Origin of the sequence: Microbispora hainanensis, assembly GCF_036186745.1 — a bacterium.
Taxonomy (GTDB): Bacteria; Actinomycetota; Actinomycetes; order Streptosporangiales; family Streptosporangiaceae; genus Microbispora.
The window spans coordinates 6,536,150-6,562,454 of record NZ_CP108086.1 but is presented as its reverse complement, the minus strand read 5'-3'; the positions used below and the strand labels follow the sequence as shown (position 1 = coordinate 6,562,454).

Here is a 26,305-nt window from a genome sequence, read left to right as displayed (position 1 = left end):
TGCCGTGCCGGAGCCGAGATCACACGACATGCTGCCCATGCCCCTTCCCGACGCGGTGCGCGCCGCCCTGCTCGCGCCCATGGTCGACCAGCACTGCTGCGGCGTGCGCCGCGACGACACCACCAGGTCGGGATTCGAGCAGCTCATCGGCGAGGGCGGCACGCCCGCACCCCCGGGCACCACCCACTTCGACACCCCGGCAGGCGCCGCCATCCGCCGCTGGTGCGCGCCGGTCCTCGGCCTGGAACCGCACGCATCGGCCACCGTCTACCTGTCGCGCCGCGCCGAGCTCGGCGCGGCCGAGGTCAACCGGCGGCTGCTGCGCGGTGCCGGGGTGTCGGCCTTCCTGGTCGACACCGGGCTCGACGTCCCCGGGCTGCTCTCACCCGCCGAGATGGGGCGTCTCGGCTCGGCCGCCGCCGACGAGATCGTGCGGCTCGAACAGGTCGAGCAGGACGTCGCCGAGGCCGGGCTTCCGGCGGCCGACTACGCCGGGCTGCTGCGGGACGAGCTCGCCGCCCGCGCGGCCCGCGCCACCGCGCTCAAGTCGGTCGCGGCGCACCACTGCGGCCTCGGCTTCGATCCCTCCCGGCCCTCGCGCGGCAGCGTGATCGCGGCGGCCGGCCGCAGGCTCGCCGACCCCAAGTCGCGGCTGGACGACCCCGTCCTCGTACGGCACCTGCTCTGGGCGGCGGTCGACGTGGCAAGGGAGCGGGGCCTGCCGGTGCAGTTCCACTGCGGCCTGTCCGGCTGGGGCCTGTCGGGCCTGAGCATGTCGGGCTGGGGGCTGTCCGGCGGCGGCCCGTCCGGCGTCGGGATCGGCCACCGGGCCGACCCCGCGCTGCTGACCGGCTTCGTCCGCGCCCTCGCCCCGCTCGGGGTGCCCGTCGTCCTGCTGCACTGCTACCCCTATCACCGCCAGGCGGCGTACCTGGCGGGCGCCTTCCCGCACGTGTACGTGGACGCCGGGCCCGCCGTCGCCCACACCGCCGCCGGCTCCGCCCAGGTGCTGCGCGAGCTGCTCGAACTCGCGCCGTTCCACAAGCAGATGTACGGCTCCGGCTGCCACGGCGCCGCCGAGCTGTGTTTCCTGGCCGCGCTCTGCCATCGCCGCGGCCTGGCCCGCGTGCTCGCCGACCGCATCGCCGAGGGCGAGTGGAGCGTGGCCGACGCCGCCCGGATCGCCCACATGATCGGCTCTGGAAACGCGCGCCGGGTTTATCGCCTCTGAAATTGATGATTTCATCCCAGCCGAAACGATCCTCCTTTGTGAGGATGATTTCCGATCTGTTGCGCGGAATAATCGCGCCCGATGGCTGCCATTGAGATCAGAAATCTGGTGAAGTCGTTCGGGCCGGTCAAGGCCGTGGACGGCGTTTCGTTCAGCGTGGAGGCCGGATCCGTTACCGGATATCTCGGCCCGAACGGAGCCGGCAAGACGACCACGCTCCGTTGCCTGCTCGGCCTCGTCACGCCCGATTCCGGCGAGGCGCTCGTGAACGGCGAGCGTTATGTCACGCTCGCCAATCCGGTGGCCGAAATCGGCGCCGTACTGGAGGCCACGAGCTTCCATCCCGGCCGCACCGCCCGTAACCACCTGCGCGTCCTGTGCACGGCCGCCGGGCTGCCCGACGCCCGTGCGGACGAGGCGCTGGAACAGGTCGGTCTCGCGGACGCCGCCGGAAAGCGCGTGAGCGGCTTCTCGCTGGGCATGCGGCAGCGGCTCGCGCTCGCCTCCGCCCTGCTCGGCCGGCCCCGGGTGTACATCCTCGACGAACCCGCCAACGGCCTCGACCCGGCGGGCATCGAGTGGCTGCGCGGGTTCCTGCGCCACCTCGCCCACGACCAGGGAGCGGCGGTGCTCCTCTCCAGCCACGTCCTGGCCGAGGTCGAGCAGACGGTCGACAACGTGGTGATCATCGCCAGGGGCCGCCTGGTGCGCCAGGGCAGCCTGGCCGAGCTCACCAGCGACGGCGCGGACGCCGTACGGGTGCGTGCCGCCCAGGCCGCCGAGCTCGCCCCCGCGCTCGAAGCGGCGGGCGGCGTGGTCGAACACGTCGAGGACGGCCTGCTGCGCGTGCGCGGGCTGGACCCGGAGGCCGTCGGCCGGGTCGCTCTGGATCGGCGCGTCGTGCTCACCGAGGTGGCACAGGAGCGGTCCGGTCTGCACAAGGTCTTCCTCGATCTGACGGAGGGGCGATGAGCGGGCTCGTCAAGGCGGAGCTGCGCAAGCTGTTCACCACGAGACTGTGGTGGATCATGCTGCTCGTCATGCTGGTGCTGGTCGGGGTGGGCATCGCCTTCCTCATCGCGTTCGCGGGGGTGGACCAGAACGGCAGCGCGCTGCCCGCGCGGGACACCGCGGAGTGGGCCGAGATCGCCTGGTCGAGCGCGTCCAGCGGCGGGATTTTCGTGATGATCCTGGGCGTCGTCATGATGACCTCCGAATATCGCTACCAGACGATCACCGGCACCTTTCTCACCACCCCGCGGCGGGGCCTGGTGATCGCCGCCAAGGTGGTGGCCGGGCTGGTCGTGGGCGCGTTGTTCGCGGTGGCCGTGCTGGTCTTCCAGGCGGTCACGGTGATCCCGGCCGTGACGCTGTCCGGGGGCGAGTTCTCCCTGTCCGCCTCGCGCATCCCGCAGATCAGTCTCGGCGTCCTCGTGACGCTCGCGCTGTACGCGGTGTTCGGCATCGGGCTGGGGGCGCTCGTCCGCAACCAGATCGCCGGCATCGTCGCCGCGGTCGTCTGGGCGTATGTGATCGAAGGCATTTTCACCGGCATCCCGGCCCTGCACTCGGTGGGCAAGTGGCTGCCGGGCGGGGCCGCGCAGGCGCTGATGAGCATCGACGTGGACACCGGCCTGGGCAGGCCGGAATGGCTGCCCGCCTGGGCGGGCGCCATCGTCCTGGTCGGTTATGGCCTGCTGTTCGCCGCCGTCGCCACAGCCACCACGGTCCGCCGCGACATCACCTGAGGCGCTGACACCCGGGGGCCGACCCCCGGACCTCTGCCGGGGGTCCGGGGGGAGGGGGCCGGGTCGCGATCGTGGGCCCGAGCTGGTTTGCTTGGACGGTCATCCATCGGCAACCACTTCACGGGGAATGTGAATGCGCAGCGTCGAGCCCGAGGTCTTCCTCGTCGCCAAACCGTCTATCGACTACGACGAGCTGGCCCGCTATCTGCACGAGATCGGCGGGGAGAGCTGGCTTGATCGGCTGGAGCGGGGCGAGTTCGACGCCCAGAACCTGGCGGAGTTCGCCGGGCGGCTGTGCTATCGCTCGTTCGAGCCGGGCCTGAACCCCAATGTGACCCGGATCCGGCAGGACCAGGACGCGTACCTGCGCAACATCCTGGCCAGCGCGCACGGCAGCGTGCTCGAACACCTCAGCTTCAGCTTCGTGCTGCACAACGTCTCGCGGGTGCTCACGCACGAGCTCGTACGGCACCGGCCCGGGGTGGCGATCTCGCAGGAGTCGCTGCGCTACGTCCGGCTGAGCGACATCCCGTTCTGGATCCCCGAGTGGGCGCGCGAGGACGCCGAGCTGATGAAGCGGGCGACCGAGATGCTCGACCGCATGGAGGAGTTCCAGAAGTGGATGGCGGCCCACTTCGGGCTGGACGAGGACGGCGTGCCCTTCCCCGAGAAGAAGCACCGCACCTCGTTCATGCGCCGCTTCGCCCCCGAGGGCGTCGCGACCGGCCTGGTCTGGACGGCCAACGTGCGCACCCTGCGGCACACGATCGAGGCCCGTACGGCCGCCGGGGCCGAGGAGGAGATCCGCCTCGTCTTCAACCGCATCGGGGAGATCATGCGGGAGGAGGCCCCGGCCCTGTTCGGCGACTACGTCGTCGAGGACGGCGCCTGGGTGCCCGGCTACCGGAAGGTCTGAACCGCCGAAGTCCGGCCCGCCGGGGAGCCGCCGGAGCGTGAGCCGCCGGAAGGCGCCGAGGCCGCGGGCGGCCGCGCGCGTGTTCGCCCCGCGGCCGCCCCGAAGGGCGCCGCGGGGCGATGGTGCGGTCAGAGGACGGCCGCCCGTACGCACAGGACGTCGGGCAGGTGACGGGCGATCAGCGACCAGGTCTCGCCCGCGTCGGCCGAGCCGTACACCTCGCCGTCCCGGGTGCCGAAGAACACCCCGGCAGGCCCGGCGGACATCGCGTCCCTGAGCACCGAGGAGTGCACCGGGCCCTCGGGCAGCCCCGCCGAGAAGCCCTGCCAGGTGGCCCCCGCGTCGTCGCTGCGGAACACCTGGTAGCGGTGATCGAGCGGCGTCCGGTCGACGTCGCCGTGCAGCGGGAAGACGTAGAGCCGGTCCGGGTCGTCCGGGTCGACCGCGATCGGGAACCCGAAGTCGGAGGGCAGGCCCGACCCGATCTCGGTCCAGGAGTCGCCGAAGTCGTCGGACCGGTAGACCCCGAAGTGGTGCTGCAGGTAGAGCCGGTCGGGCACCGAGGGATGCTGGGCGACCTTGTGCACGCACTGCCCGAACTCGGGATACTGCGCGCCCTCAGGCAGGAAGGGCGCGCGGATGTTCTTGTTGGACGGCCGCCAGGTGGCCCCCGCGTCGTCGCTGCGGAAGAACCCCACGGCGGAGGCGGCGACCGCGATGCGCCGCGGGTCGGAGGGGTGGGGGATCACCGTGTGGAGGCACAGGCCACCGCCGCCGGGCTGCCACTGGGACCGGGTGGGGTGGTCCCACAGGCCGTCGACCATGGTGTAGGTGGCCCCGCGGTCCTCCGACCGGAACAGCGCGGCGGGCTCGGCGCCCGCCCAGACCACGTCCGGCTCGGACGGCGACGGCTGGAGCTGCCACACCCGCGCCAGCGCGGCACCAGTGCGCTCGGGGAAGGCGACCGGCGGGGAGGTCGCCTCCTCCCAGGTCTCGCCGAGATCGTCGGACCACATCACCGACGGGCCGAAGTGGCCGTACTCGATCCCGGCGAGGAGCCGAGGGGTGCCGCCGCGGGTGTCGATCGCGACCGAGTGGACCCCGATGGTGGAGAACCGCACGGGCTCGACCTCGAACGAGCCGCCGTCGGAGGAGCGGGCGAGGAACAATCCTTTGCGAGTCCCGATGGCGAGTAGTGCGGACATATGTCCTCCCTGTGCCGATTTCGATCACGCTTTCGATTCGAATCCTGCCAGGAAACCCTCCACCTCGCCCGCTGTTCCGGTCAAGCCTCGCTGCGGACCGTGCCGCCGCGCACCGGATCACCATGCGCAGGAACGCCATGCACCGGATCACCATGCGCCGGGACGCCGTGCACGGGATCACCATGCACGGGGTCACCATGCACGGGGTCACCATGCACGGGGTCGCCATGCACGGGGTCGCCATGTACCGGGTCGCCGGGCGCCAACGTGTCGTGGACCGCGCCGCCGTGTGCCAACGTGTCGTTGTTAACCGCGCCGCCATGGACTGTGCCGCCGTGCACCGTGCCGCCGTGCACCGTGCCGCCGTGCACCATGCGGCCCGGTGATGGGTCGCCGGGCACGGCGTCGCTGTGTATCGGGTCGCGGTGGATCCGCGCGAGCGGCACGCCCGACATCTGCAGGCGCCGTACGGTCTCGTTCACCATCGCCGCAGGCCCGCAGACGTACGCCTCGTGGTCGGCCCAGGAGTGGAACCTCTCGACCACGTCGGGAAGCCGGCCGCGCATCCCGTCGTAGGCCGGGTCGTCGGAGACCGCCGGCACGACCCGCAGCCAGGGGAAGGCGGCCTCCATCCTCGCCAGGTCCGGCATGTCGTACAGGTCGCACGCGCGGCGGGCGCCGAACAGCAGGTGGATGTTCGGGCGCTCGCCGGAGGCGATGACGTGCTCGATGACGGCCTTGAGCGGCGCGAGGCCGGTGCCGCCCGCGACGCAGAGCACGTCGCGGCCCGGCTCGGGCGGCGTCATCGTGCCGACCGGCGGGCCGAGCAGGAGCTGGTCGCCGATACGGGTGTGGCGGACCAGCGCCGTGCTCACCCAGCCGCCCGGCACGGCCCGCACGTGCAGGCGGAGCGTGCCGTCCGCGCGGGGCGCGTTGGCGATGGAGAACCGCCGCCACACGCGTGGCCATCTGGCCGTCTGCACCGTGACGTACTGCCCGGGGACGAAGTCCATGGGCTGCGAGGGCCGCAGCGTGAGCACCGCGATGTCCCTGGTGCGTGGTTCGTGGTCGATCACCTCCGCCAGCCACCAGGCGGGCGTGGTCTCGGCGTCGGCAGCGTCGATCATGATCTTCGCCGCCATGGCGTACGCCTCGGTCCAGGCGGCCTCGATCTCGTCGGTCCAGATCTCGGCGGCGAAGTGCCTGATCGTGGCGAGGAGGGCGTTTCCCACGACTTTGTAGTGCTCGGGGGACACGCCGTACTTGCGATGGTCCCGCCCCAGCTGGGCGAGATAGGACGCCAGCCCCTCGGGGCTGTCGAGCATCCAGACGATCCTCGTGAGCGCGTTGAAGAGCCGGTCGCGCTGCACCTCCATGCCCGGCGGGAACATGCCCCGCATCTGCGGGCAGTGCGTGAACAGTCGTCCGTAGAAATATCCCGCGGCCTTCCCGGCGACGGGCTCGACGACCGAGAAGCTCTCCTTGACGAGGCGCGGATTCAGCGGCATCAGTTGTGTCCCACCCTAGGGACCGGAAGCGTGCTCCGGTCTGTCGATCCACCTCCCTGACGGCTCCGGGTGACGAGCGGCGGCGGCCCCGGCTCAACCGATCGCTCAACGGTGAGTGTTTCACTCGCTCTCGGGCGTCACAACCGATTCCCCGCAAGGCAACCGACTGTGAACACTTCGTTATTTTTCGTGACGCCCTCCGTGTGACTCGTGTGACTGATGTGAAAAGTGACAAAAGGGAAAACGATCTGCGACATGATGGGGCCTGCCTGCACGCACACCTTCAGGAGATTGGCCATGGCGCGTCCCATCGTCGGCATCACCACCTATCTAGAGGCCGCGCGCTGGGGCACGTGGGTCCGTGAGGCGGCGATCTCGCCCCAGGCGTACGCGCGCGCGGTGGAGAAGTCCGGCGGCGCGCCCGTCCTGCTGCCGCCGTTGAGCCCCGTGTCCGCCGGTGACTACATTCGCCGCCTGGACGCGGTCATCCTCGCCGGGGGCGTCGAGGTCGATCCGGCCCTGTACGGCGAGGTCGCGGCGGGGGAGCCGGACGACGACGGGTTCGGCGGGCCGCAGCCCCAGCGCGACCGGTTCGAGACGGCGCTGGCGCAGGCGGCGGTGGAGGCGGACGTGCCGCTGCTGGCGATATCGCGCGGCATGCACGTGCTCAACGTCGCCCAGGGCGGCACGCTGATCACGTCGCTGCGGGAGTCCGTCGGCCACAACCGTCACGCGACGGCCGCGCACGTGGTCACGGTGAGCGTGTCGAGCAAGGTCGGCAAGGCCGTGGGCGACCGCGCGGAGGTGACCGGCGCGCACCACCAGGCCGTCCGGCGGCTCGGCACCGGCCTGATCGCGGTGGCGTGGGCGGACGACCAGATCGTCGAGGCCGTCGAGCTGCAGGGGCACCGGTTCGCCGTCGGCGTCCAGTGGCACCCCGAGCGCGGCGCGGACAACCGCCTGGTCGAGGCCCTGGTGGACGCGGCCCGCCCCTGACCTCGTACGGACCGTGTCCCGGGCCGGCGCGGCCACCGCGGACGGCGTGAGGCGGCGTCAGGGGCCGGAGGCGGCGCGGGCGGCCGGGGAAGCGCGCCGCGGCCGCTTCGGTGGTCCTGTCGGCGGGCGCTGTTACTGTGCGGGGCATGGCGATGCGTCCCCGGGCGGGAGGACCCTAGCCACATGCTGTTCCCCCGGGCGGCGGTGGTCCGCGACCCCCGGCCGCAGGGATCAGGCGAGGAGTGGCGTCGTGAGGGAGTACGAGAAGCTGAAGGTCGGCTGGGCCGCCGACGGCGTGCTGCGCGTCGTGATCAGCGAGCCGTCGCGGCGCAACGCCGTGGACCGCACCGGCCACCGGGAGCTGGCCGAGATCTGGCGCGACGTCGACCGCGACGACGAGGTCAGGGCGGTGATCATACGCGGGGAGGGCGAGGCGTTCTCGGCCGGCGGCGATCTGTCGATGATCGAGGAGATGATCCGCGACCACGCCACGCGCCTGGAGGTCTTCGCCGAGGCCCGCGACATCGTCTACAACGTGCTCAACTGCTCCAAACCGGTTGTCTCGGCGATCCAGGGCCCGGCGGTGGGGGCGGGGCTGGCCGTCGCGCTCCTGGCCGACATCTCGGTGGCCGGGCGGACGGCCCGCATCATCGACGGCCACACCCGGCTGGGCGTCGCGGCGGGCGACCACGCGGCGATCATCTGGCCCCTCCTGTGCGGGATGGCGAAGGCGAAATATCACCTGCTGCTGTGCGAGCCGGTCACCGGCGAGCAGGCGGAGGCGATGGGGCTGGTGAGCCTGTGCGTCGACGACGACCAGGTCCACGACAGGGCGCTGGAGATCGCGACACGGCTGGCCGCCGGGTCGGCCGAGGCGATCCGGCTGACCAAATACGCGCTGAACAACTGGTTGCGCATGGCCGGGCCGTCGTTCGACGCCTCGCTGGCCATGGAGTTCCTCGGCTTCACCGGCCCCGATGCCGCCGAGGGCGTGCGGGCCCTGCGCGAGAAGCGCCCGCCCCGCTTCCGGCCGGAGCCGTGAGCGCCGACCGGCAGGCCGTGCCCTGACCGAGTGGCCTGGGTCTTGATCGCCGTTGAAACCGGCCGGGCATCGGCCCCGGAAGCAGGTGGTGAGACGACTCGGGGAGCATCCGGCACACGCTGCCCGTGGCGGGCCCGGGTCACGCGCAGCAGGGCCGGGATTCGTCCGGCACGCTCAGCCGAAGCGTTTGCGGAGCGATTCCAGGCCGGGGACGAAGACGCCCCGCGTGAGGATCTTGGCGATCTTCTCGGGGTCGTCGGCCTCGAAGGTCGCGTGCCACTCCACGAACGCCTGCCCGGAGTCCGTCACCGGGGCGACCCGGCAGGTCGCGTGGTAGTCGCGCATCGGCAGCGGCGACTCGATGATCGCGTAGGTGAACGTACGGGCCTCGTCGTCGAGGGTCAGCAGCCGCTCACGGAACACCCCGCCCGCCCCCTCGACCCGCCGCACCGCTCCCGGGGCGAGCGGTGCGCCCTCCTCGATCTCGCAGGTGGCCACGCCCGGCAGCCATTCGTGGAGGTTGCCGAACTCGCGCAGGAACGCCCAGACGTCCCCGGCGTCCGCGTTGATCACCGTGCTGGCGTACGGACCGCGCATGTGTGACTCCTTCCGCTGCCTCAAGTAGGTGCCCCGCGACAGCGGCGCGCAAGCGGCCGGAGGCGGTCGGGAGGCGGTCGGGAGGCGATCCGGAGGCGGTCGAAGGCCGATCAGATGCGGTCAGAAGCTCCTGGGCAGGCCGAGCACCTGGGTGGCCAGATAGTTGAGCAGCAGCTCCTCGGTCACCGGCGCGATCCGGCCGATCCTGGCGTCGGCCAGCAGCCGGGCGACGGGATACTCCAGCGAGTACGCCATGCCCCCGTGGGTCTGGAACGCCGCGTCGGCGGCCTCCCACGCGGCCTGCGAGGCCGTCAGCTTGGCGATGTTGGCCTCCGTGCCGCAGGGCAGGTGGTTGTCGAACGACCATGCCGCCTTGTACAGCATCAGCCTGGCCAGCTCGATCTTGGCCTTGACCTGGGCGAGCGGGAACGCGACGGCCTGGTTGGCCCCGATGGGCCGGCCGAAGACCTCCCGCTGCTTCGCGTAGTCGACGCCCACCCGCAGCGCCACCTCGGCCCCGCCGAGGGCGCTGGCCGCCAGGAGGATCCGCTCGGGGTTTAGCACGTCCCACAGCACGGCCACCCCCCGGTCGACCTCGCCGACCACGCTGGAGGCGGGCAGCCGCAGGTCGTCGATGAAGACCATGTTGGACGGCGTGGTGTTCGCGCCCATCTTGGGGATCGGCCGGTAGGACAGCTGTCCCGCCGCCACCGCCTCCGGCACGTTCACCAGGAACACCGTCAGCCCGTCGCTGCGCGGCCTGGCCTCCGCCGCCGGGATCGTCCGGGTGACGAGCAGCATCCAGGAGGCCCGCTGGACCCCGGTGATCCAGATCTTCTGGCCGTTGACGACGAAGTCGTCGCCGTCCCTGCGGGCGAAGGTCGAGATCGCCAGCGAGTTGGACCCGGCGTCGGGCTCGGTCAGCGCGAAGCAGGTCTCGACCTCGCCCGTCGCCAACTTCGGCAGCAGCGCGGCCTTCTGCTCGGCCGAGCCGTGCCTGGCCAGCGTCAGCGCCCCGAACCCCGGCGTCAGCACGTACATGAACGCGGAACCGCCCGCGGAGCCGGAGGCCGACAGCGTCTCGGTGGCCACGGCCAGCTCCAGCAGGCCCTGCCCGGCTCCGCCGTACTCCTCGGGTACGGCCAGGCCGAGCCAGCCGCCCTTGGCGAGCTCGGCCCACACCTCTTCCGGCCAGCGCTTTTCGGCTTCGCAGCGCTGCCAGTAGTCCATGTCGTATCGCGAGCAGATGTCCGCGATGCCCCGGCGCACCGCCTGCGCGCTCTCCGGCAGCGTGAAGTCCATGCCCGTCACTTTAGAACGTCATTCGGCGGGCCGCGAGATCATCGGCGGGGGCGGCGCGCGTGGTAGACGAAGGCGGGCGGCAGGTTCCGCCACACCGTGCGCCCGGCCACGACCTCCTCGAACGCCTCGCCCAGCCTGCGGCGGAACCGCAGGGCCGCGGGCAGCAGGCGGGCGTGCACGTAGGAGAACGTCGTGAACGCGCCCCCCGGCGCGAGCGAGGCGACCACGGCCCGCAGCAGGTCCGCCTGGTGGGCGGGGGGAAACGCCGCCCAGGGCAGCCCGCTCACGATCACGTCGGCGGCGGCCACGCCCCGGCCGGCGAGCAGCTCGGGCAGCCGCGCGGCGCTGTCGACCACGAGCTCGACCCCCGGATAGCGGGCGCCGAGATGACCGGCCAGCCGCGGATTGATCTCGACCGCAAGATGCCGCCCCCGCCCGCCGATGCGGCGCTGGATCTCGGCGGTGAAGGGACCCGTGCCCGGCCCCAGCTCGACCACGACGGGGTCGCCGCGCTCCGGAACCGGCACGCACACCGCCTCCGACAGCCGCCGTGAGCTGGGCGCGACCGCCCCGGTCACGGCGGGGGAGCGCAGGAACTGCCCGAAGAAGACCGCTGTTTCGTTCGCCATGCCGCGACGCTATGGCCGCGGACGGCCTGGTTCGCCCGCCGTACGGACCGACCTGGCGGCCAGGCGGATCACCGCGTACGGCCCATCGGCGGGCGGAAGCGGCCAGAAGGAGGAGAGGCCTCCTCCGGCCGGAGGACGGGTTTCCACCCGGACGGGCGGTAGCGTTCCCTCATGCGGTGGCACTCGGCGCGCCGGTTCGTCGCCCGGCGCCCCCTCACAGACCGTCCTCCAACAGACACTCCCGTCACGGACTCTCCTGGCACAGACCGTCCCCAAACAGACTCTCCCATCGCGGACTCTCCCCTCACAGACCGTCCCCCCACCGACCGTCCCCCCACCGATCGGTCCCTCGCCGGCCGGCCCCTCGCGCTCTCACGCGGCACGGCCCTCGACATCGGCCTCGCGGTGGCCGGGACCGCGTTCGACGTGCTCGTCAGCGCCGGCTCCTGGGGCTTCTCTGGCGACGGGAGCTCCCCGGTCCCGGTGTGGGTGGGGATGGGCTTCGCCCTGCTCGCCGGGCTGCCGATGGGCCTGCTGCGCCGATGGCCCGGCCCTGTGGCCGTCTATCTGTCCGTGCTGCTGGTGATCTGCGACCAGCTCGGCGCGTTCACCGTCAACACCCTCCAGGTCCTGCTGCCGATCTCGGTGGGCGTGCTGGCCCGGTCGCGCGGCTGGGGCTGGACGGCGCCGGCCGCCGTGCTCGCCGCCGCCGCGACCGGTGTGAACCTCGCCGATCCCGGCGTCGCGCTGACGAGCAACACCTGGTTCTACTCCGTCGGGCTGATCGCGGCCCCGGTGCTGATCGGCCGCTACCTGCGCGGCCAGGAGGGGCGCCGCAGGGAGGACCCCGCGCCGCTGCTCGACCTGCTGCTCGCGGGCGGCGGGGTGGCGCTGTCGGTGCTGACCACCTGGCCCTACTGGCACAGCGGCGAGCCGCCCGTGTGGGCGGTCGCGCTCGGGGTGATGCTCTCGGGGCTCGCCCTGGGCGTCGTGCGGCACCTGCCCGGCGCGGTCCTGCTGCTGGAGAGCGTCGCGCTCGTGGTGGCCGACCAGTACGTCCCGAGGACCGGCAACAGCCTCCAGCTGCTCGCCCTGGTGGCCCTCGGCGTGTTCGCGACCCGCGCCACCTGGCCGTGGGTCGCCGCGGCGTACGCCCTGACCTGCTCGGTCGCCGCGATCGTGATCGTGGACGACCCGGGCGACATCACCCCGTTCCGTACGGTGGCGCTGATGACCATGGTGACCGCGCCCGTGGCGATCGGCCGCTACGTCGGCGTACGGCAGGCCCAGGCCAGGCACGCCACCGAACTGTCCGCGGAGCGGGCCAGGGCCGCCCGGCTCGCCGAGCGGGAGCGGATCGCCCGCGAGGTGCACGACATCGTGGCCCACCACGTGGGGGCGATGGTGCTGCGCGCGAGCGCCGCGCAGTACGCGGGGGCCGACGGCCCGGCCGCCGAGGCGCTGGCCGACATCAGGGACACCGGCCACCGCGTGCTCGAGGACCTGCGCGGCCTGCTGTCCGTGCTGCGCGACCCCGGCGAGGCGCTCGGGTCCGATCTCATGCTCGCGAACATGCTGGCCGATCCCGGCGACGTGCTGCGCGACGCCGTGTCCCGGATGACGACGGCCGGCCTGCGGGTGGATCTGCGTCTCGCGCCCGAGGCGGAGCGGGCCCCGCTGGTGGTGCTGGCCTCGGCGGCGCGGATCGTCCAGGAGGGGCTGACGAACGTGCTGAAACACGCCGGGCCGGGAGCCCGGGCGGAGGTCGACGTGGCGATGCGCCCGGACGCGCTCACGGTCGAGGTGCGCAACGGTCCCGGCACGTCCGGCGCCCCGGACGTGCTGCCGTCCCACGGCCAGGGCATCGCGGGCATGCGGGAGCGGGCCCGCGCCTTCGGCGGGCACGTCACCGCCGGCCCGGCCGAGGGCGGCGGCTGGCGGCTGACCGCCTCGCTGCCGGTGCCGGGCGAGAACCGGCCGGCGTGCCGCGTCTCCGGGAGGCTCGCGTGATCCGGGTCGTGGTCGCCGACGACCAGGCCCTGGTGCGGGCGGGCGTCCGGATGATGCTGGAGGCGGCCGGCGACATGGAGGTGTGCGGGGAGGCCGCCGACGGGGCGGAAGCCGTACGGCTGGCCGAGCGGCACCGCCCCGATGTGGTGCTGATGGACCTGCGGATGCCGCGCGTCGACGGCCTGGAGGCCACCCGCAGGATCCTCGCCGCCCAGCCGTCCGCCCGGATCGTCGTGCTCACGACGTTCTCCGAGGACGAGAACCTTTATGCCGCGCTTGGCGCGGGCGCGCTCGGGTTCCTTGTGAAGGACGACCCGCCCGCCCGGATGGTCGAGTCCGTACGGCGGGCCGCGACGGGGGAGCCCCCGCTCGCGCCGTCGGTGCTGCGGCGCGTCGTCGAACGGGCCCTGGCGGCCGAGCGGCAGGCGGTGCCGCTCCCGCCGGGCCTCACCGAGCGTGAGGCGCAGGTGCTCACCCTGGTCGGGGTCGGCCTGTCCAACGCCGAGATCGCCGACCGGCTGCACGTGGGGGTCACGACGGTCAAGAGTCACGTCGCCGCGCTCATCGACAAGCTGGGGCTGCGCAACCGCACCCAGGCGGCGGTGATGGCGCACCGGTTCGGCTTGGTCGACACCGGGTTCAACCCCGTGGCTCCTGCCCGGAACGACCGGGAGAGCGGCATGTAGGGTCTGGGGCGTGAACGCTGCCGAGGACCGGATCTGGACGGTGCCCAACCTGCTGAGCGCCCTGCGGCTGCTCGGCGTCCCCGTCTTCCTCTGGCTCGTGCTGGGTCCCCACGCCGACGGGTGGGCGATCGCGCTGCTGGCGCTCGCCGGCGTGAGCGACTGGCTCGACGGCAAGCTCGCCCGCGCCTGGAACCAGATCAGCCGGCTCGGCCGGCTCATCGACCCGCTGGCCGACCGGCTCTACATCCTGGCGACCCTGCTCGGCCTGGTGCTGCGCGGCGCCGTCCCCTGGTGGCTGGCGCTCGCGGTGCCGCTGCGCGACGTGCTGATGCTGTGGATCCCGCCCGTGCTGCGGCGGCACGGATACGGCCCCGCGCTGCCCGTCCACTTCCTGGGCAAGGCGGGCACCGCCGCCCTGATGTACGCGTTCCCGCTGCTGTTCCTCGCCTCGCACGAGGGATGGTACGCCGAGATTGCCGCGATCTTCGGATGGGCCTTCGCCATCTGGGGAACTGGTCTGTATTGGTGGGCGGGGGTGTTGTATGTCGTACAGGTGCGCCAGCTAACGAAGGGGTGACCCGTGAAGGCCGTCGTCATGGCGGGCGGGGAGGGGACACGGCTACGGCCGATGACCGCGAACCAGCCCAAGCCCCTGCTCCCCATCATCAACCGGCCGATCATGGAACACGTGCTCCGGCTGCTCAAGCGGCACGGGTTCACCGAGACCGTGGTGACGGTGCAGTTCCTGGCCGCGCTGATCCGCAACTACTTCGGCGACGGCGACGAGCTGGGGATGACCCTCCACTACGCCACCGAGGAGGTCCCCCTCGGGACGGCGGGCAGCGTGAAGAACGCCGCCGACAAGCTCCGCGACGACCGCTTCCTGGTCATCTCCGGCGACGCGCTCACCGACATCGACCTGACCGACATGCTCCGTTTCCACCGCGAGAACCGGGCGCTGGTCACCATCGGGCTCAAGCGCGTGCCCAACCCGCTGGAGTTCGGGATCATCATCGTGGACGACAGCGGCCGCATCCAGCGCTTCCTGGAGAAGCCCACCTGGGGCCAGGTGTTCTCCGACACGGTCAACACCGGCATCTACATCATGGAGCCGTCGGTCCTCGACGAGATCGCCCCCGGCCAGTCGGTCGACTGGTCGTCCGACGTCTTCCCCCGGATGCTCGAACGCGGCTGCCGGCTGTTCGGCTACGTGGCCGACGGCTACTGGGAGGACGTCGGCACGCACGAGAGCTACCTCAAGGCGCAGGCCGACGTGCTGGAGGGCAAGGTCAAGGTCGACTTCGACGCGTTCGAGCTGGCGCCCGGCGTGTGGGCCGCCGAGGGCGCCTCGGTGGACCCCGAGGCCGTGCTGAAGGGCCCCCTCTACATCGGCGACTACGCCAAGGTCGAGGCGGGCGCCGAGCTGCGGGAGTACACCGTGCTCGGCAGCAACGCCGTCGTCAAGGAGGGCGCTTTCCTGCACCGCGCCGTGGTCAGCGACAACGTGTACGTCGGCCCGGCCGCCCACCTGCGCGGCTGCGTGATCGGCAAGAACACCGACGTGATGACCGGCGCCAGGATCGAGGAGAACGCCGTCGTAGGCGACGAGTGCGTCATCGAGTCCGAGGCGTACGTCTCCTCCGGGGTGAAGATCTACCCGTTCAAGACGATCGAGGCGGGCTCGGTCGTCAACACCAGCGTCATCTGGGAGTCGCGCGGCCAGCGCAGCCTGTTCGGCCCCCGGGGCGTCTCCGGGCTGGTCAACGTCGAGATCACCCCGGAGCTGTGCGTACGGCTGGCCAGCGCGTACGCCACGACGCTGCGCAAGGGCGACACGGTCGTCACCTCCCGCGACGCCTCGCGCGCGGCGCGGGCGCTCAAGCGGGCGGTGATCAGCGCGCTGAACTCCAGCGCGATCAACGTGGTCGACCTGGAGGCCGCCGCCCTGCCCGTCGCCAGGTTCAACACCTCGCGGGAGAACGTCCGGGGCGGCATCGCCGTGCGCACCACGGCGGGCGACCCCCAGAGCGTCGACATCGTGTTCATGGACGAGACGGGAGCCGACCTGTCCCAGGCGGCCCAGCGCAAGCTGGAGCGGGTCTTCTCCCGGCAGGAATACCGGCGCGCCTTTCCCGGTGAGATCGCCGAGCTGACCTTCCCGGCCCGCGCCGTCGACACGTACGCCAGGGAGCTGCTGGCCTGCATCGACATGTCCGGGGTGAAGGACGCCGAGATGAAGGTCGTGGTCGACTGCGCGGGCGGCACCTCCTCGCTGGTGCTGCCGAGCCTGCTGGGCCGGGCCGGGGTCGACGTGCTGACCGTGAACAACCGCCTCGACGACGCGTCGCCCACCGAGACGATCGCCGAGCGCCGCCGCGACCTGCAGCGCCTGGCCGACCTGGTGGCGTCGGCGCGGGCCGCCTTCGGCGTACGGTTCGACCCGGTGGGCGAGCGGGTCTCGCTCGTCGATGAGATGGGCCAGCTGATCAGCGAGGAGCGGGCGCTGCTCGTGGTGCTCGACCTGGTGGCGGCCGAGCGCCGGGGCGGCAGGGTGGCCCTGCCGGTCACCACGACCCGGGTGGCGGAGATGGTGTGCCGTTTCCACGGCGTGCAGGTCGACTGGACGGCCACGAGCCTCGACACCCTGACCCGGGCGGCCCGGCACCCCGACATGATCTTCGCGGGCGACGGGAAGGGCGGCTTCATCGTCCCGGAGTTCGCGCCCACCGTGGACGGCCTGGCGGTGTTCCTGCGCCTGCTCGGCCTGGTCGCGCGCACCCGGCTGTCGCTCAGCCAGATCGACGCCCGCATCCCCGAGGCCAAGCTGCTCAAACGGACCGTTCCCACGCCCTGGGCGCACAAGGGGGCCGTGATGCGCTCGGTCGTCGAGGCCGCGGAGGGCCACCGCCTGGACACCACCGACGGCGTCCGGGTCGTGGAGGACGACGGGAGCTGGGCACTCGTCCTGCCCGACCCCGCCGAGGCCGTCACCCACCTGTGGGCCGAGGGCCACGACATGGACACCGCTCAGGCCCTCCTGGAGCGCTGGGCTCATGTCGTCGAACAAGCGGCCGGAGCTAGATGACATTGAACGTCCGCTGGCTGTAGCGTTGGTCAGTCCACGCCCAGCCGCGGTCTTGACCTTTGTGCCTGATCAGCGTAAGTTGCGGCATTCGCAGTTTGAGCCAGTCCTAGAGCAAGTCGTGAGAGAGGCCGAGCCGTTCGATGCCCAGCGTCTACTGCACGCAGTGCGGTCATGCCAACCCCGAGGATGCCCGTTTCTGTTCACGATGCGGTTCGCCGCTGAGCGCTCCGGCGCCCGTCGCAGCCGACACGACCTCGACGATCTCTCTCGAGGCGCTTGAGGCGGAGACGGGCCAGACGCTTCTGCCGGACAGGGCCTCGGTCGAGCAGCTGCCGCCGGGCACCGCTCTTCTGGTGGTCATGCGGGGCCCGAACGCGGGGAGCCGATTTCTGCTCGACAGCGACCTCACTACGGCGGGTCGCCACCCGGAAAGCGACATTTTCCTGGACGATGTGACGGTGTCCAGGAGACACGTGGAGTTCTACCGGCGCGGCGGCCAGTTCACCGTGCGTGACGTGGGCAGCCTCAACGGCACCTACGTCAACCGGGAGCGCATCGAGGAGTGCCCCTTGCAGGGCGGCGACGAGGTGCAGATCGGCAAGTTCCGGCTGGTGTTCCTCACACGTGGTCCCGGAGGGCTGTGATCGGTGAGGAGGAGGAGTCATGAGCGCGCAGGCCGTACGGGCGTTCATGAGCATCGGGGAGGTGCTCGCCCTGCTGCAGGGCGAGTTCCCGGACGTGACCGTCTCCAAGATCCGGTTTCTGGAGGGTGAGGGGCTGATCGAGCCCCAGCGGAGCCCGTCGGGCTACCGCAAGTTCACCTACAAGGACGTCGAGCGCCTGCGGTTCATCCTGCGTGCGCAGCGTGACCAGTACCTGCCGCTCCGGGTGATCAAGGATCAGCTGGACGAGCAGGCGGCACGCCCGCACGACGTGTCCGCCGGCACCCCGCCGGTGCGTCTCAGCCGGGAGGAGCTCATCGAGGCCGCGGGCATCGACGAGGAGACCCTGGCCGAGATGGAGAGCTACGGCCTGGTCGCCGCCGTGGCGCGCCGCTACGACGGGGAGGCGCTGGAGATCGCGCGCAGCGTGGGGGCGCTGGCGCGGTTCGGCCTGCAGGCGCGTCACCTGAGGGCGGTGCGCGCCGTGGTGGAGCGGGAGGCCGGTCTCATCGAGCAGGCGGTGGCCCCGCTGCTGCGGCGCAAGGCGCCGGGGGCGATCGCCGAGGCGGACGAGACCGCCCGGGAGATCTCCGGACTTCTCCAGGAACTTCACAATGCGTTACTGCGTGGGAGTGTTCGCGGCGTTCTGGGGCGGTGACCGGCACATCCGCACCTCCGTGGGTGTTACGTTGAATGCCTGGTGATATGCCGCGACGCTTGAGACGGAGCCGCCCGTGTTGCAGATGGAGGTCGTGGGGGTTCGCGTTGAGATGCCCACCAACCAGCCGATCGTTCTCCTGAAGGAGACGAGCGGTGATCGGTATCTGCCGATCTGGATAGGCATGACCGAGGCGACCGCTATCGCGTTGGCCCAAGCGGAGGAGCCGCCGCCCCGGCCGCTGACCCACGACTTGTTCCGTGACGTTCTTGAGGCCTTGGGGGTGCGGTTGCGCACCGTCAACATCGTCGCGCTCCGCGATGGAATCTTCTTCGCCGATCTGGTTTTCTCCAACGGCGTGGAGGTCAGCGCGCGTCCATCGGACTCGATCGCGCTGGCGTTGCGTACGGGTGCGACGATCTACGCGAGTGAGGACGTGATCCAGGAGGCGGGCGTCAGCATGCCCGACGACCAGGAGGACGAAGTGGAGAAGTTCCGCGAGTTCCTGGACAAAATCACACCGGAAGACTTCGGCCGGGCGGGCTGACGTGCCGGACGATTTCGGGAGATTACGCTTCACGACGCGCCGGACGGGGTCGTTGACTGACGATGGCCCCGGTCCTACGGTGCAAGGGAAACCACGGTTGTAATTCACGAACCCCCAGATCAGACCGTGGGATGAGAGAAAGCCGGAGGTCCGCAGTGGCGGTCAGCAGCGGCGAGGGTAAGTCGGCCGGCCAGCACGACCCGGTTCGGCAGGCGGCGCGCGAGCGCGCCGGCGAACAGGGTCTGCTGTTCGACGAGCAGCCGACGGCGCTGCCCCAGGGCATCGGATACCGCGGCCCCACGGCGTGCGCGGCGGCCGGGATCACCTACCGGCAGCTCGACTACTGGGCCCGGACCGAACTGGTGCTCCCGACGATAAGGGCCGCCCAGGGATCCGGGTCCCAGCGACTGTACAGCTTCCGCGACATCCTCGTCCTGAAGGTCGTCAAACGTCTTCTGGACACGGGCGTCTCCCTCCAGCAGATACGCGCCGCCGTACGGCACCTGCGCGACCGCGGCGTCAACGACCTGGCCCAGATCACCTTGATGAGCGACGGCGTGAGCGTCTACGAGTGCACGAGCGCCGACGAGGTGATCGACCTGTTGCAGGGCGGCCAGGGCGTGTTCGGCATCGCGCTCGGGAGGGTCTGGCGGGAGGTCGAGGGATCGCTGGCCGAGCTTCCGGGCGAGCGGGCGGAGGCCGCTCCGGATGCGGAGGGGGACCATCCCGCGGACGAGCTGGCCCGCCGGAGAAAGGCCCGCAGGACCGGCTGAGCGGATGCCCGGCGATCACAGGTTCGACGGTCGGGCGCGCGTGCCGGGCCTGACCGGGGGCAGGTCGAACTCGTCGTCACGCATGCGCAGCAGGGCGACGGACGCGCCGGCGAAGCCCACGGCCGTGACCAGCAGGCCGATGCCCGACGCGGTGTGGCCGGGCATGAACGGATGGGTGAACCCGCCGGCCGCGAGCAGGACCCCCATCCAGGCCGGCGCCGCGCCGCTGCGCCACAGCGCCAGGCCGAGCAGCAGCAGGCCGACGACGATGCCCACGATGAACAGCAGGCTCGCCACCAGCTGTACGGGGTCGTCCTCGAGCGCGTTCTGAATCCTCGCCATGGTCGCCACGTCGAAGTGCCTCGTCACCGTCAGGTACGCGAGGTCGTCGCCGCCACGGATCAGGGGGAAGCCGGCCAGGTCGCCGAGCAACGCGAGGAGGGCACCCGCCGTGGTGAGCCTGGGAGCGCCGCGACGGGCCACCCACGCCACGGCGAAGGTGGCCGGGATCAGCCCGACCAGGAACGGCAGGGCGAACCATCGGAGCACGCCCGCGGCCTGCTCGTGGGCCGCGTACGCCGCGACCGTGGCCTCGAACGACTCGCCGCCGTCCACGGAGCTGAACAGATAGTTGAGGCCCATGCCGAGCATGGGGAGCGGGGCGACGACGGCGAGCAGCACCCGCCAGAAGCCGCGCACGTCCCGCGGCGGTTTCCGCGGGGTGGCGGCGGCGCGGGCGTCGGTGTCCGGCTGCATGATGATCCTCCGAGAGTCCGGGAGTTGTCCGATCGAGTCCGAGGATGGGCGCGGACGGCTCCCTTCGTCGTGGGGGCGTGGTCCCGATTCCAGTCCCGTGCACCCCGTGATCCGGGAGCACGCTCCTATGGCCGATGGGAGCGCCGGGATCGGATGATGAGCGCATGGCAGTCAGACGGGCCGGCCCGGTCGCGGTGCTCACCCTCACGGCCGTCGTGGTGGTGGCGGCGTGGGTGTCGTGGTTCCTCGGCGGGCTCACCTTCGCCGACGCGGCCGACGACTCCTACCTGCTGACCAACAGCGCGCAGGCGCTGACCTTCACCACGTTCGGCGCGCTGGTGCTCGCCCACCGTCCCGGGCACCGCATCGGGCTGCTGTTCGTGGCGTACGGCGCCTGCTACACGCTGAGCGTGGCCTGCCTCGGGCTGCTCACCGACGCGGTCGGGCTGCCGGAGGCGTGGGCGCGGGCGGTCGAGCTGTTCGGCATCACCGCGTGGATCCCGGCGCCGGTCGTCTGCCTTCCGCTGATCGTGCAGTTGTTCCCCGACGGCAGGCCGCTGTCGCGGCGCTGGCGGCCGCTGGCCGTCGCGACCCTCGCCGTCCTGCCGTTCACGCCCATCCCGACCCTGTCCGTGGCGGCCGGGCCGGCGGGGGACGGGCCGGCCGCGGAGGAGCCGATGCTGCCCGTCATCGTGGGCGAGGTCGCCCAGCGGCTGATTCCGGTGTTCGCCGCCGTCGCCGCGCTGGTGCTGCTGGCCTCCCTCGGCGCGCTCGTCCTGCGCGTCCGCCGGTCCCGCGGGGTGCCGCGGCAGCAGCTGATGTGGCTGCTGTGGGCCGTGGGGCTGTTCGCCGCGCTCAACGCGCAGCGGATCGTGACGACCGACGGGCCGGTGTTGTTCCTGCTGACCCTGCCGCTGATCCCGGCCGCGGCCACGGTGGCGATCCTGCGCCACGGGTTGTACGACATCGAGCTGATCGTCAACCGCTCGCTGGTGTACGGGGTGCTCACGCTCGGCGTCGTGCTGGCCTACCTGGGCATCGTCGCGGGGCTGTCCGCGCTGGCGCGGGACCGGCTGTCGGCCGCCCCGCTGATCGCGACCGCGGTTGTCGCTCTCGCCTTCGCGCCCGCCCGTTCGGCCGTGCAGTCCTTGGTGGACCGGGTCATGTACGGCCAGCGCCGCGATCCTGTGGCGGCCGCCGCCCGGGTCGGCCTGCGGCTCGGCGCCGGCCTGGACGGGGTGTTGCGAGCCGTGTGCGAGGCGCTGCGGCTGCCGTACGCCGCGGTCGCCTCCGACGGGCGGCTGGTCGCGACGTACGGCCGGTCACCGCGGCGGCGGCACACGGTGTCGCTGGAGGTGGCCGACGGGCCGCCCGCGGACCTGCTCGTCGGGCTGAGGGCGGGGGAGAGCCGGCTGTCCGGCGCCGACCGGCGCGCCCTGGAACTGCTGGCCGCCCCGGTCGGCCTGGCCCTGCAGGCGGTGCGCCTGTCCGAGCAACTGGGCGAGTCCCGCACGCGCATCGTGGCCGCGCGGGAGGAGGAACGCCGGCGGCTGCGCCGCGATCTGCACGACGGCCTCGGCACCGTGCTCACCGCGGTGACCCTCAAGGCCGACGCGGCCCACAACCTGCGTCACACCGATCCCGAGCGGAGCGCACGGCTCCTGCTCGACCTGCGCGCCGACCTGACCGCCGCGATCGCCGATATCCGCCGGCTCGTCTACAACCTGCGGCCGCCCGCCCTCGACGAGCTCGGACTGCTGGGCGCGCTCCGCCAGCGCGCCCAGGACTCGTGGCGGCACGAGCACGCCGGGTACGTGGTCACGATCGACGCCCCGGACGGCCTGCCGCCGCTGCCCGCCGGGGTGGAGGTGGCCGCCTATCGCATCGCCACCGAGGCGGTCACCAACGCGCTGCGCCACGGCGGGGCGACGGCGTGCCGGGTCTCCCTGCGCGCCGACCACGCCGCCCTGCATGTGGAGGTGAGCGACAACGGCTCCGGGGGCGCCGGAGCGTGGCCGCACGGCGTCGGTCTGCGCTCCATGCACGAGCGGGCCGGCGAACTGGGCGGTACGCTCACCGCCGGCCCCACCGACTGCGGCGGCCGCGTCCACGCCCGCCTTCCACTGGAGCAGACATGAGCGCCGGGGAACCGATCAGGATCGTCGTCGTCGACGATCACCCGCTGATGCGGGAAGGCCTGCGTGCCCTCGTGACGTCGCTGCCGGACATCGAGGTGGTGGGCGAGGCCGGCGACGGCGACGCCGCCCGTCGTGAGGTGCAGCTCACGCGCCCCGACGTCGTGGTCATGGACCTGCACATGCCGGGCGTCAACGGGGTGGAGGCCACCAGGGCCATCGTGCGCGCGGTGCCCGCCACCCGGGTGCTCGTGCTCACGATGTTCGAGGACGACGAGTCGGTGTTCGCCGCGATGCGCGCCGGAGCCTTCGGATACCTGGTCAAGGGCGCGAAGCAGGAGGAGATCGTCCGGGCGGTCCGCTCTGTCGCGGCCGGACATGCCGTCTTCGGCCCGAGCGTGGCCCGCCGGATCATCGACTTCTTCGCCGCCGGGGCCTCTCGCGCGCCGGCCCCGGAGCCCTTTCCCGAGCTCACCGCCCGCGAACGGGAGGTCCTCGACATCATCGCGGCCGGCCGGTCCAACGCGGCGATCGCCCGGCATCTGGCCATCAGCGGCAAGACCGTCAGCAACCACATCACCGCCATCTTCGCCAAGCTGGCGGTCGCCGACCGGGCCGAGGCCATCGTCCGCGCCCGCCAGGCCGGTCTCGGCGCCGATCTCGAGCAGGGTGCGAGTCGGGCCGATCCGGGGTAGCCGGTAGAGTGGAACGGCCGACGACCTCGTGCGGGAGAGACCCCTGATCTTCGAAGGGGCGCCGAAGGAGCAAACCTCCCCGGAATCTCTCAGGCATCCGTACCGCACGGACGAGGCGACTCTGAAAAGCAGGCCCGCCGGCCAGGCGGCGCCTCACCGAAGGGGAAAGCCGGGCCCGACGGCCCGGTGAAGCTCTCAGGTCCGATGACAGAGGGGGAGACCGCTACACGACCGCCGCGCCACACCGGGCGCGGGACGGTCGCCGCAGGTCTCGACCCGCCAGGAGGCCCCTGTCATGACCGATCGGTCCACGCTTCGCGATCTTTCCGCTCCGCCCTTCTCCACCCGCCACATCGGCCCCTCCGAGGCCGACCGCGACCGGATGCTGGAGGTCGTCGGCTACGAGTCGGTGGCCGACCTGGTCGCCGTGGCCGTGCCGGAGGCCATCCGCACGCGCGGCCCGCTGAACCTGCCCGAGGCGGTGGGGGAGGCCGAGGCCCTGGCCGAGCTGCGCGCCCTCGCCGGGCGCAACCGGGTGCTGACCCCGATGATCGGCCTCGGCTACTACGACACGATCACGCCGGGCGTCGTCCTGCGCAACGTGCTGGAGAACCCCGGCTGGTACACCGCGTACACGCCCTACCAGCCGGAGATCTCGCAGGGCCGCCTGGAGGCGCTGCTGAACTTCCAGACCGTGATCTCCGACCTCACCGGCCTCGCCGTCGCCGGCGCGTCCCTGCTCGACGAGGCGACGGCCGCGGCCGAGGCGATGACGCTGGCCCGCCGGGCGAGCAAGGTGAAGACCGACGTGTTCGTGGTGGACGCCGACGCGCTGCCGCAGACCAAGGCCGTGCTGGCGACCCGCGCCGAGCCGCTCGGCATCACGCTGGTCGAGTCGGACCTCGCCGGCGAGCTGCCCGAGTGCTTCGGGGTCCTCGTCCAGTATCCCGGCGCGAGCGGCCGGGTGGCGTCCTTCCGCGCGGTCGCCGAGCGGGCGCACGCCCAGGGGGCGCTGCTGGTGGCCGCGGCCGACCTGCTGGCGCTGACCCTGCTGGAGTCCCCGGGCGAGCAGGGCGCCGACATCGCCGTCGGCTCCTCCCAGCGCTTCGGCGTCCCGCTGGGCTACGGCGGCCCCCACGCGGCGTACATGGCCGTACGCGAGGGCCTGCAGCGGCAGATGCCGGGCCGCCTGGTCGGCGTCTCGCTGGACGCCGACGGCCGCACGGCCTACCGCCTGGCCCTGCAGACCCGCGAGCAGCACATCCGGCGCGAGAAGGCCACCAGCAACATCTGCACCGCGCAGGTGCTGCTGGCCGTCATGGCCTCGATGTACGCCGTCTACCACGGCCCGGAGGGCCTGAAGCGGATCGCCCAGCGGGTGCACCGCCACGCGGCCGTCCTCGCCGCCGGGCTGCGCGAGAGCGGCGTGGAGGTCGTGCACGACGAGTTCTTCGACACCGTGCTCGCCCGCGTGCCCGGGCGGGCCGCCGAGGTCGTGGCCGCCGCCGCCGAGCGGGGCGTCAACCTGCGCCTGGCCGACGCCGACCACGTCGGCGTCGCCTGCGACGAGAAGACCACCACGGGCCACCTGCGGGCGGTCTGGGCGGCGTTCGGCGCGTCCGGGCTCGTGGTCGAGGACCTCGACCGGGCCACCTCCGACGCGCTCCCCGCCGGCCTGCAGCGGACCTCCGGCTTCCTCACCCACCCGGTGTTCCACACCCACCGATCCGAGACGGCCATGCTGCGCTACCTGCGGCGGCTGCAGGACAAGGACATCGCGCTCGACCGCTCGATGATCCCGCTGGGCTCCTGCACGATGAAGCTCAACGCGACCACCGAGATGGAGCCGGTCACCTGGCCGGAGTTCGCCTCGATCCACCCGTTCGCGCCCGCGGACCAGGCCGAGGGCTACGCCGAGCTGATCGCGACGCTGGAGGGCTGGCTGGCCGAGGTCACCGGCTACGACCGGGTGTCGATCCAGCCGAACGCGGGCTCCCAGGGCGAGTTCGCCGGGCTGCTGGCGATCAGGTCCTACCACCGCTCCCGGGGCGAGGAGGGCCGCGACGTCTGCCTCATCCCGTCCTCCGCGCACGGCACGAACGCCGCCAGCGCCGTCATGGCGGGCATGCGGGTGGTCGTGGTGGCCTGCGACGCGAACGGCAACGTCGACCTGGCCGACCTCGCCGCCAAGATCGACAAGCACCGTGACGCGCTCGCCGCGATCATGGTGACCTACCCGTCCACCCACGGGGTGTACGAGGAGACGATCGTCGAGATCTGCGAGCGGGTCCACGAGGCCGGCGGGCAGGTCTACGTCGACGGGGCCAACCTCAACGCGCTGGTGGGCCTGGCCAAGCTGGGCGAGTTCGGCGCGGACGTCTCCCACCTCAACCTGCACAAGACCTTCTGCATCCCGCACGGCGGCGGTGGTCCCGGCGTCGGCCCGGTGGCGGTCAAGGCCCACCTCGCCGAGCACCTCCCGGCCCACGTGTCGGCCGCGCCGTACGGCTCGGCGGGCATCCTGCCGATCTCCTGGGCGTACGTCAGGATGATGGGCGGCGACGGGCTGCGCCAGGCCACCGAGCAGGCGATCCTGTCGGCCAACTACCTGGCCCGGCGGCTCGCGCCGCACTACCCGGTGCTCTACACCGGCAGGGACGGCCTGGTCGCCCACGAGTGCATCGTCGACCTGCGCCAGATCACCAAGGAGACCGGCGTCACCGTGGACGACGTGGCCAAGCGGCTGATCGACTACGGCTTCCACGCGCCCACGATGTCGTTCCCCGTCGCCGGGACGCTCATGATCGAGCCGACCGAGAGCGAGGACCTGGCCGAGCTCGACCGCTTCGCCGACGCGATGATCGCCATCCGGGGCGAGATCGCGAAGGTGGCGTCGGGCGAGTTCGACAAGACCGACAACCCGCTGCGCAACGCCCCGCACACGGCCGAGTGCCTCACCGCCGACGAGTGGGCCCACCCCTACTCGCGGGCGGTGGCCGCCTACCCGGTGCCCGGCCTGCGGGACGACAAGTACTGGTCGCCGGTGCGCCGCATCGACCAGGCGTACGGCGACCGCAACCTGGTCTGCTCCTGCCCGCCCCTTGAGGCGTACGAGGACTGATCA

At 72.1% G+C, this 26,305-nt stretch carries 23 protein-coding genes and 1 riboswitch; of the genes, 17 read left to right on the top strand and 6 right to left on the bottom strand.

Features of this window, described 5'->3' with window-relative positions:
* Positions 1–4: 4 nt before the first annotated feature.
* From OHB01_RS30375 to thyX, 4 genes are all read left to right on the top strand, one after another.
* Complete coding sequence (locus OHB01_RS30375) at positions 5–1,231, top strand: amidohydrolase family protein (protein WP_328709991.1); 1,227 nt, start codon at positions 5–7, stop codon at positions 1,229–1,231.
* An 81-nt stretch (positions 1,232–1,312) separates the two neighbouring features.
* The gene (locus tag OHB01_RS30370) at positions 1,313–2,203 is read left to right on the top strand and encodes an ABC transporter ATP-binding protein (protein ID WP_142646959.1); all 891 of its coding nucleotides are present in this window, start codon (positions 1,313–1,315) and stop codon (positions 2,201–2,203) included.
* A complete protein-coding gene (locus tag OHB01_RS30365; RefSeq protein ID WP_142646960.1) occupies positions 2,200–2,979 on the top strand; it encodes an ABC transporter permease in 780 nt (259 codons plus the stop codon). Before OHB01_RS30370 ends, OHB01_RS30365 begins: the two co-directional genes overlap by 4 nt.
* Before the next feature lie 133 nt (positions 2,980–3,112).
* Positions 3,113–3,895 carry an FAD-dependent thymidylate synthase gene (thyX, locus tag OHB01_RS30360; protein ID WP_328854318.1) on the top strand — a complete coding sequence of 261 codons (783 nt, stop codon included), beginning with the start codon at positions 3,113–3,115 and terminating at the stop codon, positions 3,893–3,895.
* Between the two features lie 128 nt (positions 3,896–4,023).
* On the opposite strand, the gene OHB01_RS30355 is transcribed toward thyX, so the two are convergent.
* Both OHB01_RS30355 and OHB01_RS30350 read right to left on the bottom strand, forming a co-directional pair.
* Entirely contained in the window at positions 4,024–5,100 is a 1,077-nt protein-coding gene (locus OHB01_RS30355) for an exo-alpha-sialidase (protein ID WP_328854317.1), read from the bottom strand.
* An 80-nt stretch (positions 5,101–5,180) separates the two neighbouring features.
* Positions 5,181–6,608, bottom strand: a complete 1,428-nt coding sequence (locus tag OHB01_RS30350) for a globin domain-containing protein (RefSeq protein WP_328854316.1) — start codon at positions 6,606–6,608, stop codon at positions 5,181–5,183.
* Positions 6,609–6,905: 297 nt separating this feature from the next.
* Here OHB01_RS30350 and OHB01_RS30345 point away from each other — a divergent pair, with 297 nt between their 5' ends.
* Both OHB01_RS30345 and OHB01_RS30340 read left to right on the top strand, forming a co-directional pair.
* The gene (locus OHB01_RS30345; protein ID WP_142646964.1) at positions 6,906–7,604 is read left to right on the top strand and encodes a gamma-glutamyl-gamma-aminobutyrate hydrolase family protein; all 699 of its coding nucleotides are present in this window, start codon (positions 6,906–6,908) and stop codon (positions 7,602–7,604) included.
* Between the two features lie 250 nt (positions 7,605–7,854).
* Positions 7,855–8,646, top strand: coding sequence for an enoyl-CoA hydratase/isomerase family protein (locus OHB01_RS30340; RefSeq protein WP_142646965.1), 792 nt, complete (start codon positions 7,855–7,857; stop codon positions 8,644–8,646).
* A 174-nt stretch (positions 8,647–8,820) separates the two neighbouring features.
* Here the strand turns inward: OHB01_RS30340 and OHB01_RS30335 are convergent, their stop codons facing one another.
* The 3 genes from OHB01_RS30335 to OHB01_RS30325 form a co-directional block, all read right to left on the bottom strand.
* On the bottom strand, positions 8,821–9,243 hold the full coding sequence (locus tag OHB01_RS30335; RefSeq protein WP_142646966.1) for an SRPBCC family protein: 423 nt from the start codon (positions 9,241–9,243) through the stop codon (positions 8,821–8,823).
* Positions 9,244–9,363: 120 nt separating this feature from the next.
* On the bottom strand, positions 9,364–10,545 hold the full coding sequence (locus tag OHB01_RS30330) for an acyl-CoA dehydrogenase family protein (RefSeq protein ID WP_142646967.1): 1,182 nt from the start codon (positions 10,543–10,545) through the stop codon (positions 9,364–9,366).
* Positions 10,546–10,583: 38 nt separating this feature from the next.
* Positions 10,584–11,174, bottom strand: coding sequence for a class I SAM-dependent methyltransferase (locus OHB01_RS30325; protein ID WP_328709994.1), 591 nt, complete (start codon positions 11,172–11,174; stop codon positions 10,584–10,586).
* A gap of 405 nt (positions 11,175–11,579) precedes the next feature.
* On the opposite strand from OHB01_RS30325, the gene OHB01_RS30320 reads away from it, so the two are divergent.
* The 8 genes from OHB01_RS30320 to OHB01_RS30285 all read left to right on the top strand — a co-directional run bounded on the left by OHB01_RS30320 (position 11,580) and on the right by OHB01_RS30285 (position 19,595).
* Positions 11,580–13,184: a sensor histidine kinase gene (locus OHB01_RS30320; RefSeq protein WP_260617187.1), complete on the top strand. Its 1,605-nt coding sequence runs from the start codon at positions 11,580–11,582 to the stop codon at positions 13,182–13,184.
* Positions 13,181–13,870, top strand: a complete 690-nt coding sequence (locus OHB01_RS30315; protein WP_142620377.1) for a response regulator — start codon at positions 13,181–13,183, stop codon at positions 13,868–13,870. The genes OHB01_RS30320 and OHB01_RS30315 overlap by 4 nt, the downstream gene beginning before the upstream one ends.
* Positions 13,871–13,880: 10 nt before the next feature.
* Positions 13,881–14,447 carry a CDP-alcohol phosphatidyltransferase family protein gene (locus OHB01_RS30310; protein ID WP_142620378.1) on the top strand — a complete coding sequence of 189 codons (567 nt, stop codon included), beginning with the start codon at positions 13,881–13,883 and terminating at the stop codon, positions 14,445–14,447.
* Between the two features lie 3 nt (positions 14,448–14,450).
* On the top strand, positions 14,451–16,955 hold the full coding sequence (locus OHB01_RS30305; protein WP_142646969.1) for a mannose-1-phosphate guanyltransferase: 2,505 nt from the start codon (positions 14,451–14,453) through the stop codon (positions 16,953–16,955).
* A 140-nt stretch (positions 16,956–17,095) separates the two neighbouring features.
* The gene (locus tag OHB01_RS30300; protein WP_142620380.1) at positions 17,096–17,599 is read left to right on the top strand and encodes an FHA domain-containing protein; all 504 of its coding nucleotides are present in this window, start codon (positions 17,096–17,098) and stop codon (positions 17,597–17,599) included.
* A 19-nt stretch (positions 17,600–17,618) separates the two neighbouring features.
* Positions 17,619–18,275, top strand: a complete 657-nt coding sequence (locus OHB01_RS30295; RefSeq protein ID WP_142646970.1) for a MerR family transcriptional regulator — start codon at positions 17,619–17,621, stop codon at positions 18,273–18,275.
* Positions 18,276–18,351: 76 nt separating this feature from the next.
* Positions 18,352–18,822, top strand: a complete 471-nt coding sequence (locus tag OHB01_RS30290; RefSeq protein WP_139577972.1) for a bifunctional nuclease family protein — start codon at positions 18,352–18,354, stop codon at positions 18,820–18,822.
* 155 nt (positions 18,823–18,977) lie between these two features.
* A complete protein-coding gene (locus OHB01_RS30285; protein ID WP_260617188.1) occupies positions 18,978–19,595 on the top strand; it encodes a MerR family transcriptional regulator in 618 nt (205 codons plus the stop codon).
* A gap of 15 nt (positions 19,596–19,610) precedes the next feature.
* Here OHB01_RS30285 and OHB01_RS30280 read toward each other — a convergent pair whose 3' ends face one another.
* Entirely contained in the window at positions 19,611–20,351 is a 741-nt protein-coding gene (locus OHB01_RS30280) for a hypothetical protein (protein WP_142646972.1), read from the bottom strand.
* A 164-nt stretch (positions 20,352–20,515) separates the two neighbouring features.
* Between OHB01_RS30280 and OHB01_RS30275 the strand changes: the two genes are divergently transcribed.
* The 3 genes from OHB01_RS30275 (at position 20,516) to gcvP (ending at position 26,302) form a co-directional block, all read left to right on the top strand.
* Positions 20,516–22,489 carry a sensor histidine kinase gene (locus OHB01_RS30275; RefSeq protein WP_328709995.1) on the top strand — a complete coding sequence of 658 codons (1,974 nt, stop codon included), beginning with the start codon at positions 20,516–20,518 and terminating at the stop codon, positions 22,487–22,489.
* On the top strand, positions 22,486–23,181 hold the full coding sequence (locus tag OHB01_RS30270; protein WP_142646974.1) for a response regulator: 696 nt from the start codon (positions 22,486–22,488) through the stop codon (positions 23,179–23,181). Before OHB01_RS30275 ends, OHB01_RS30270 begins: the two co-directional genes overlap by 4 nt.
* Before the next feature lie 21 nt (positions 23,182–23,202).
* A riboswitch (glycine riboswitch) is annotated at positions 23,203–23,296 on the top strand.
* 180 nt (positions 23,297–23,476) lie between these two features.
* Positions 23,477–26,302 (top strand): aminomethyl-transferring glycine dehydrogenase, encoded by a 2,826-nt coding sequence (gene gcvP / locus OHB01_RS30265; RefSeq protein ID WP_328709996.1) that lies wholly within the window; start codon positions 23,477–23,479, stop codon positions 26,300–26,302.
* Positions 26,303–26,305 lie beyond the last annotated feature (3 nt).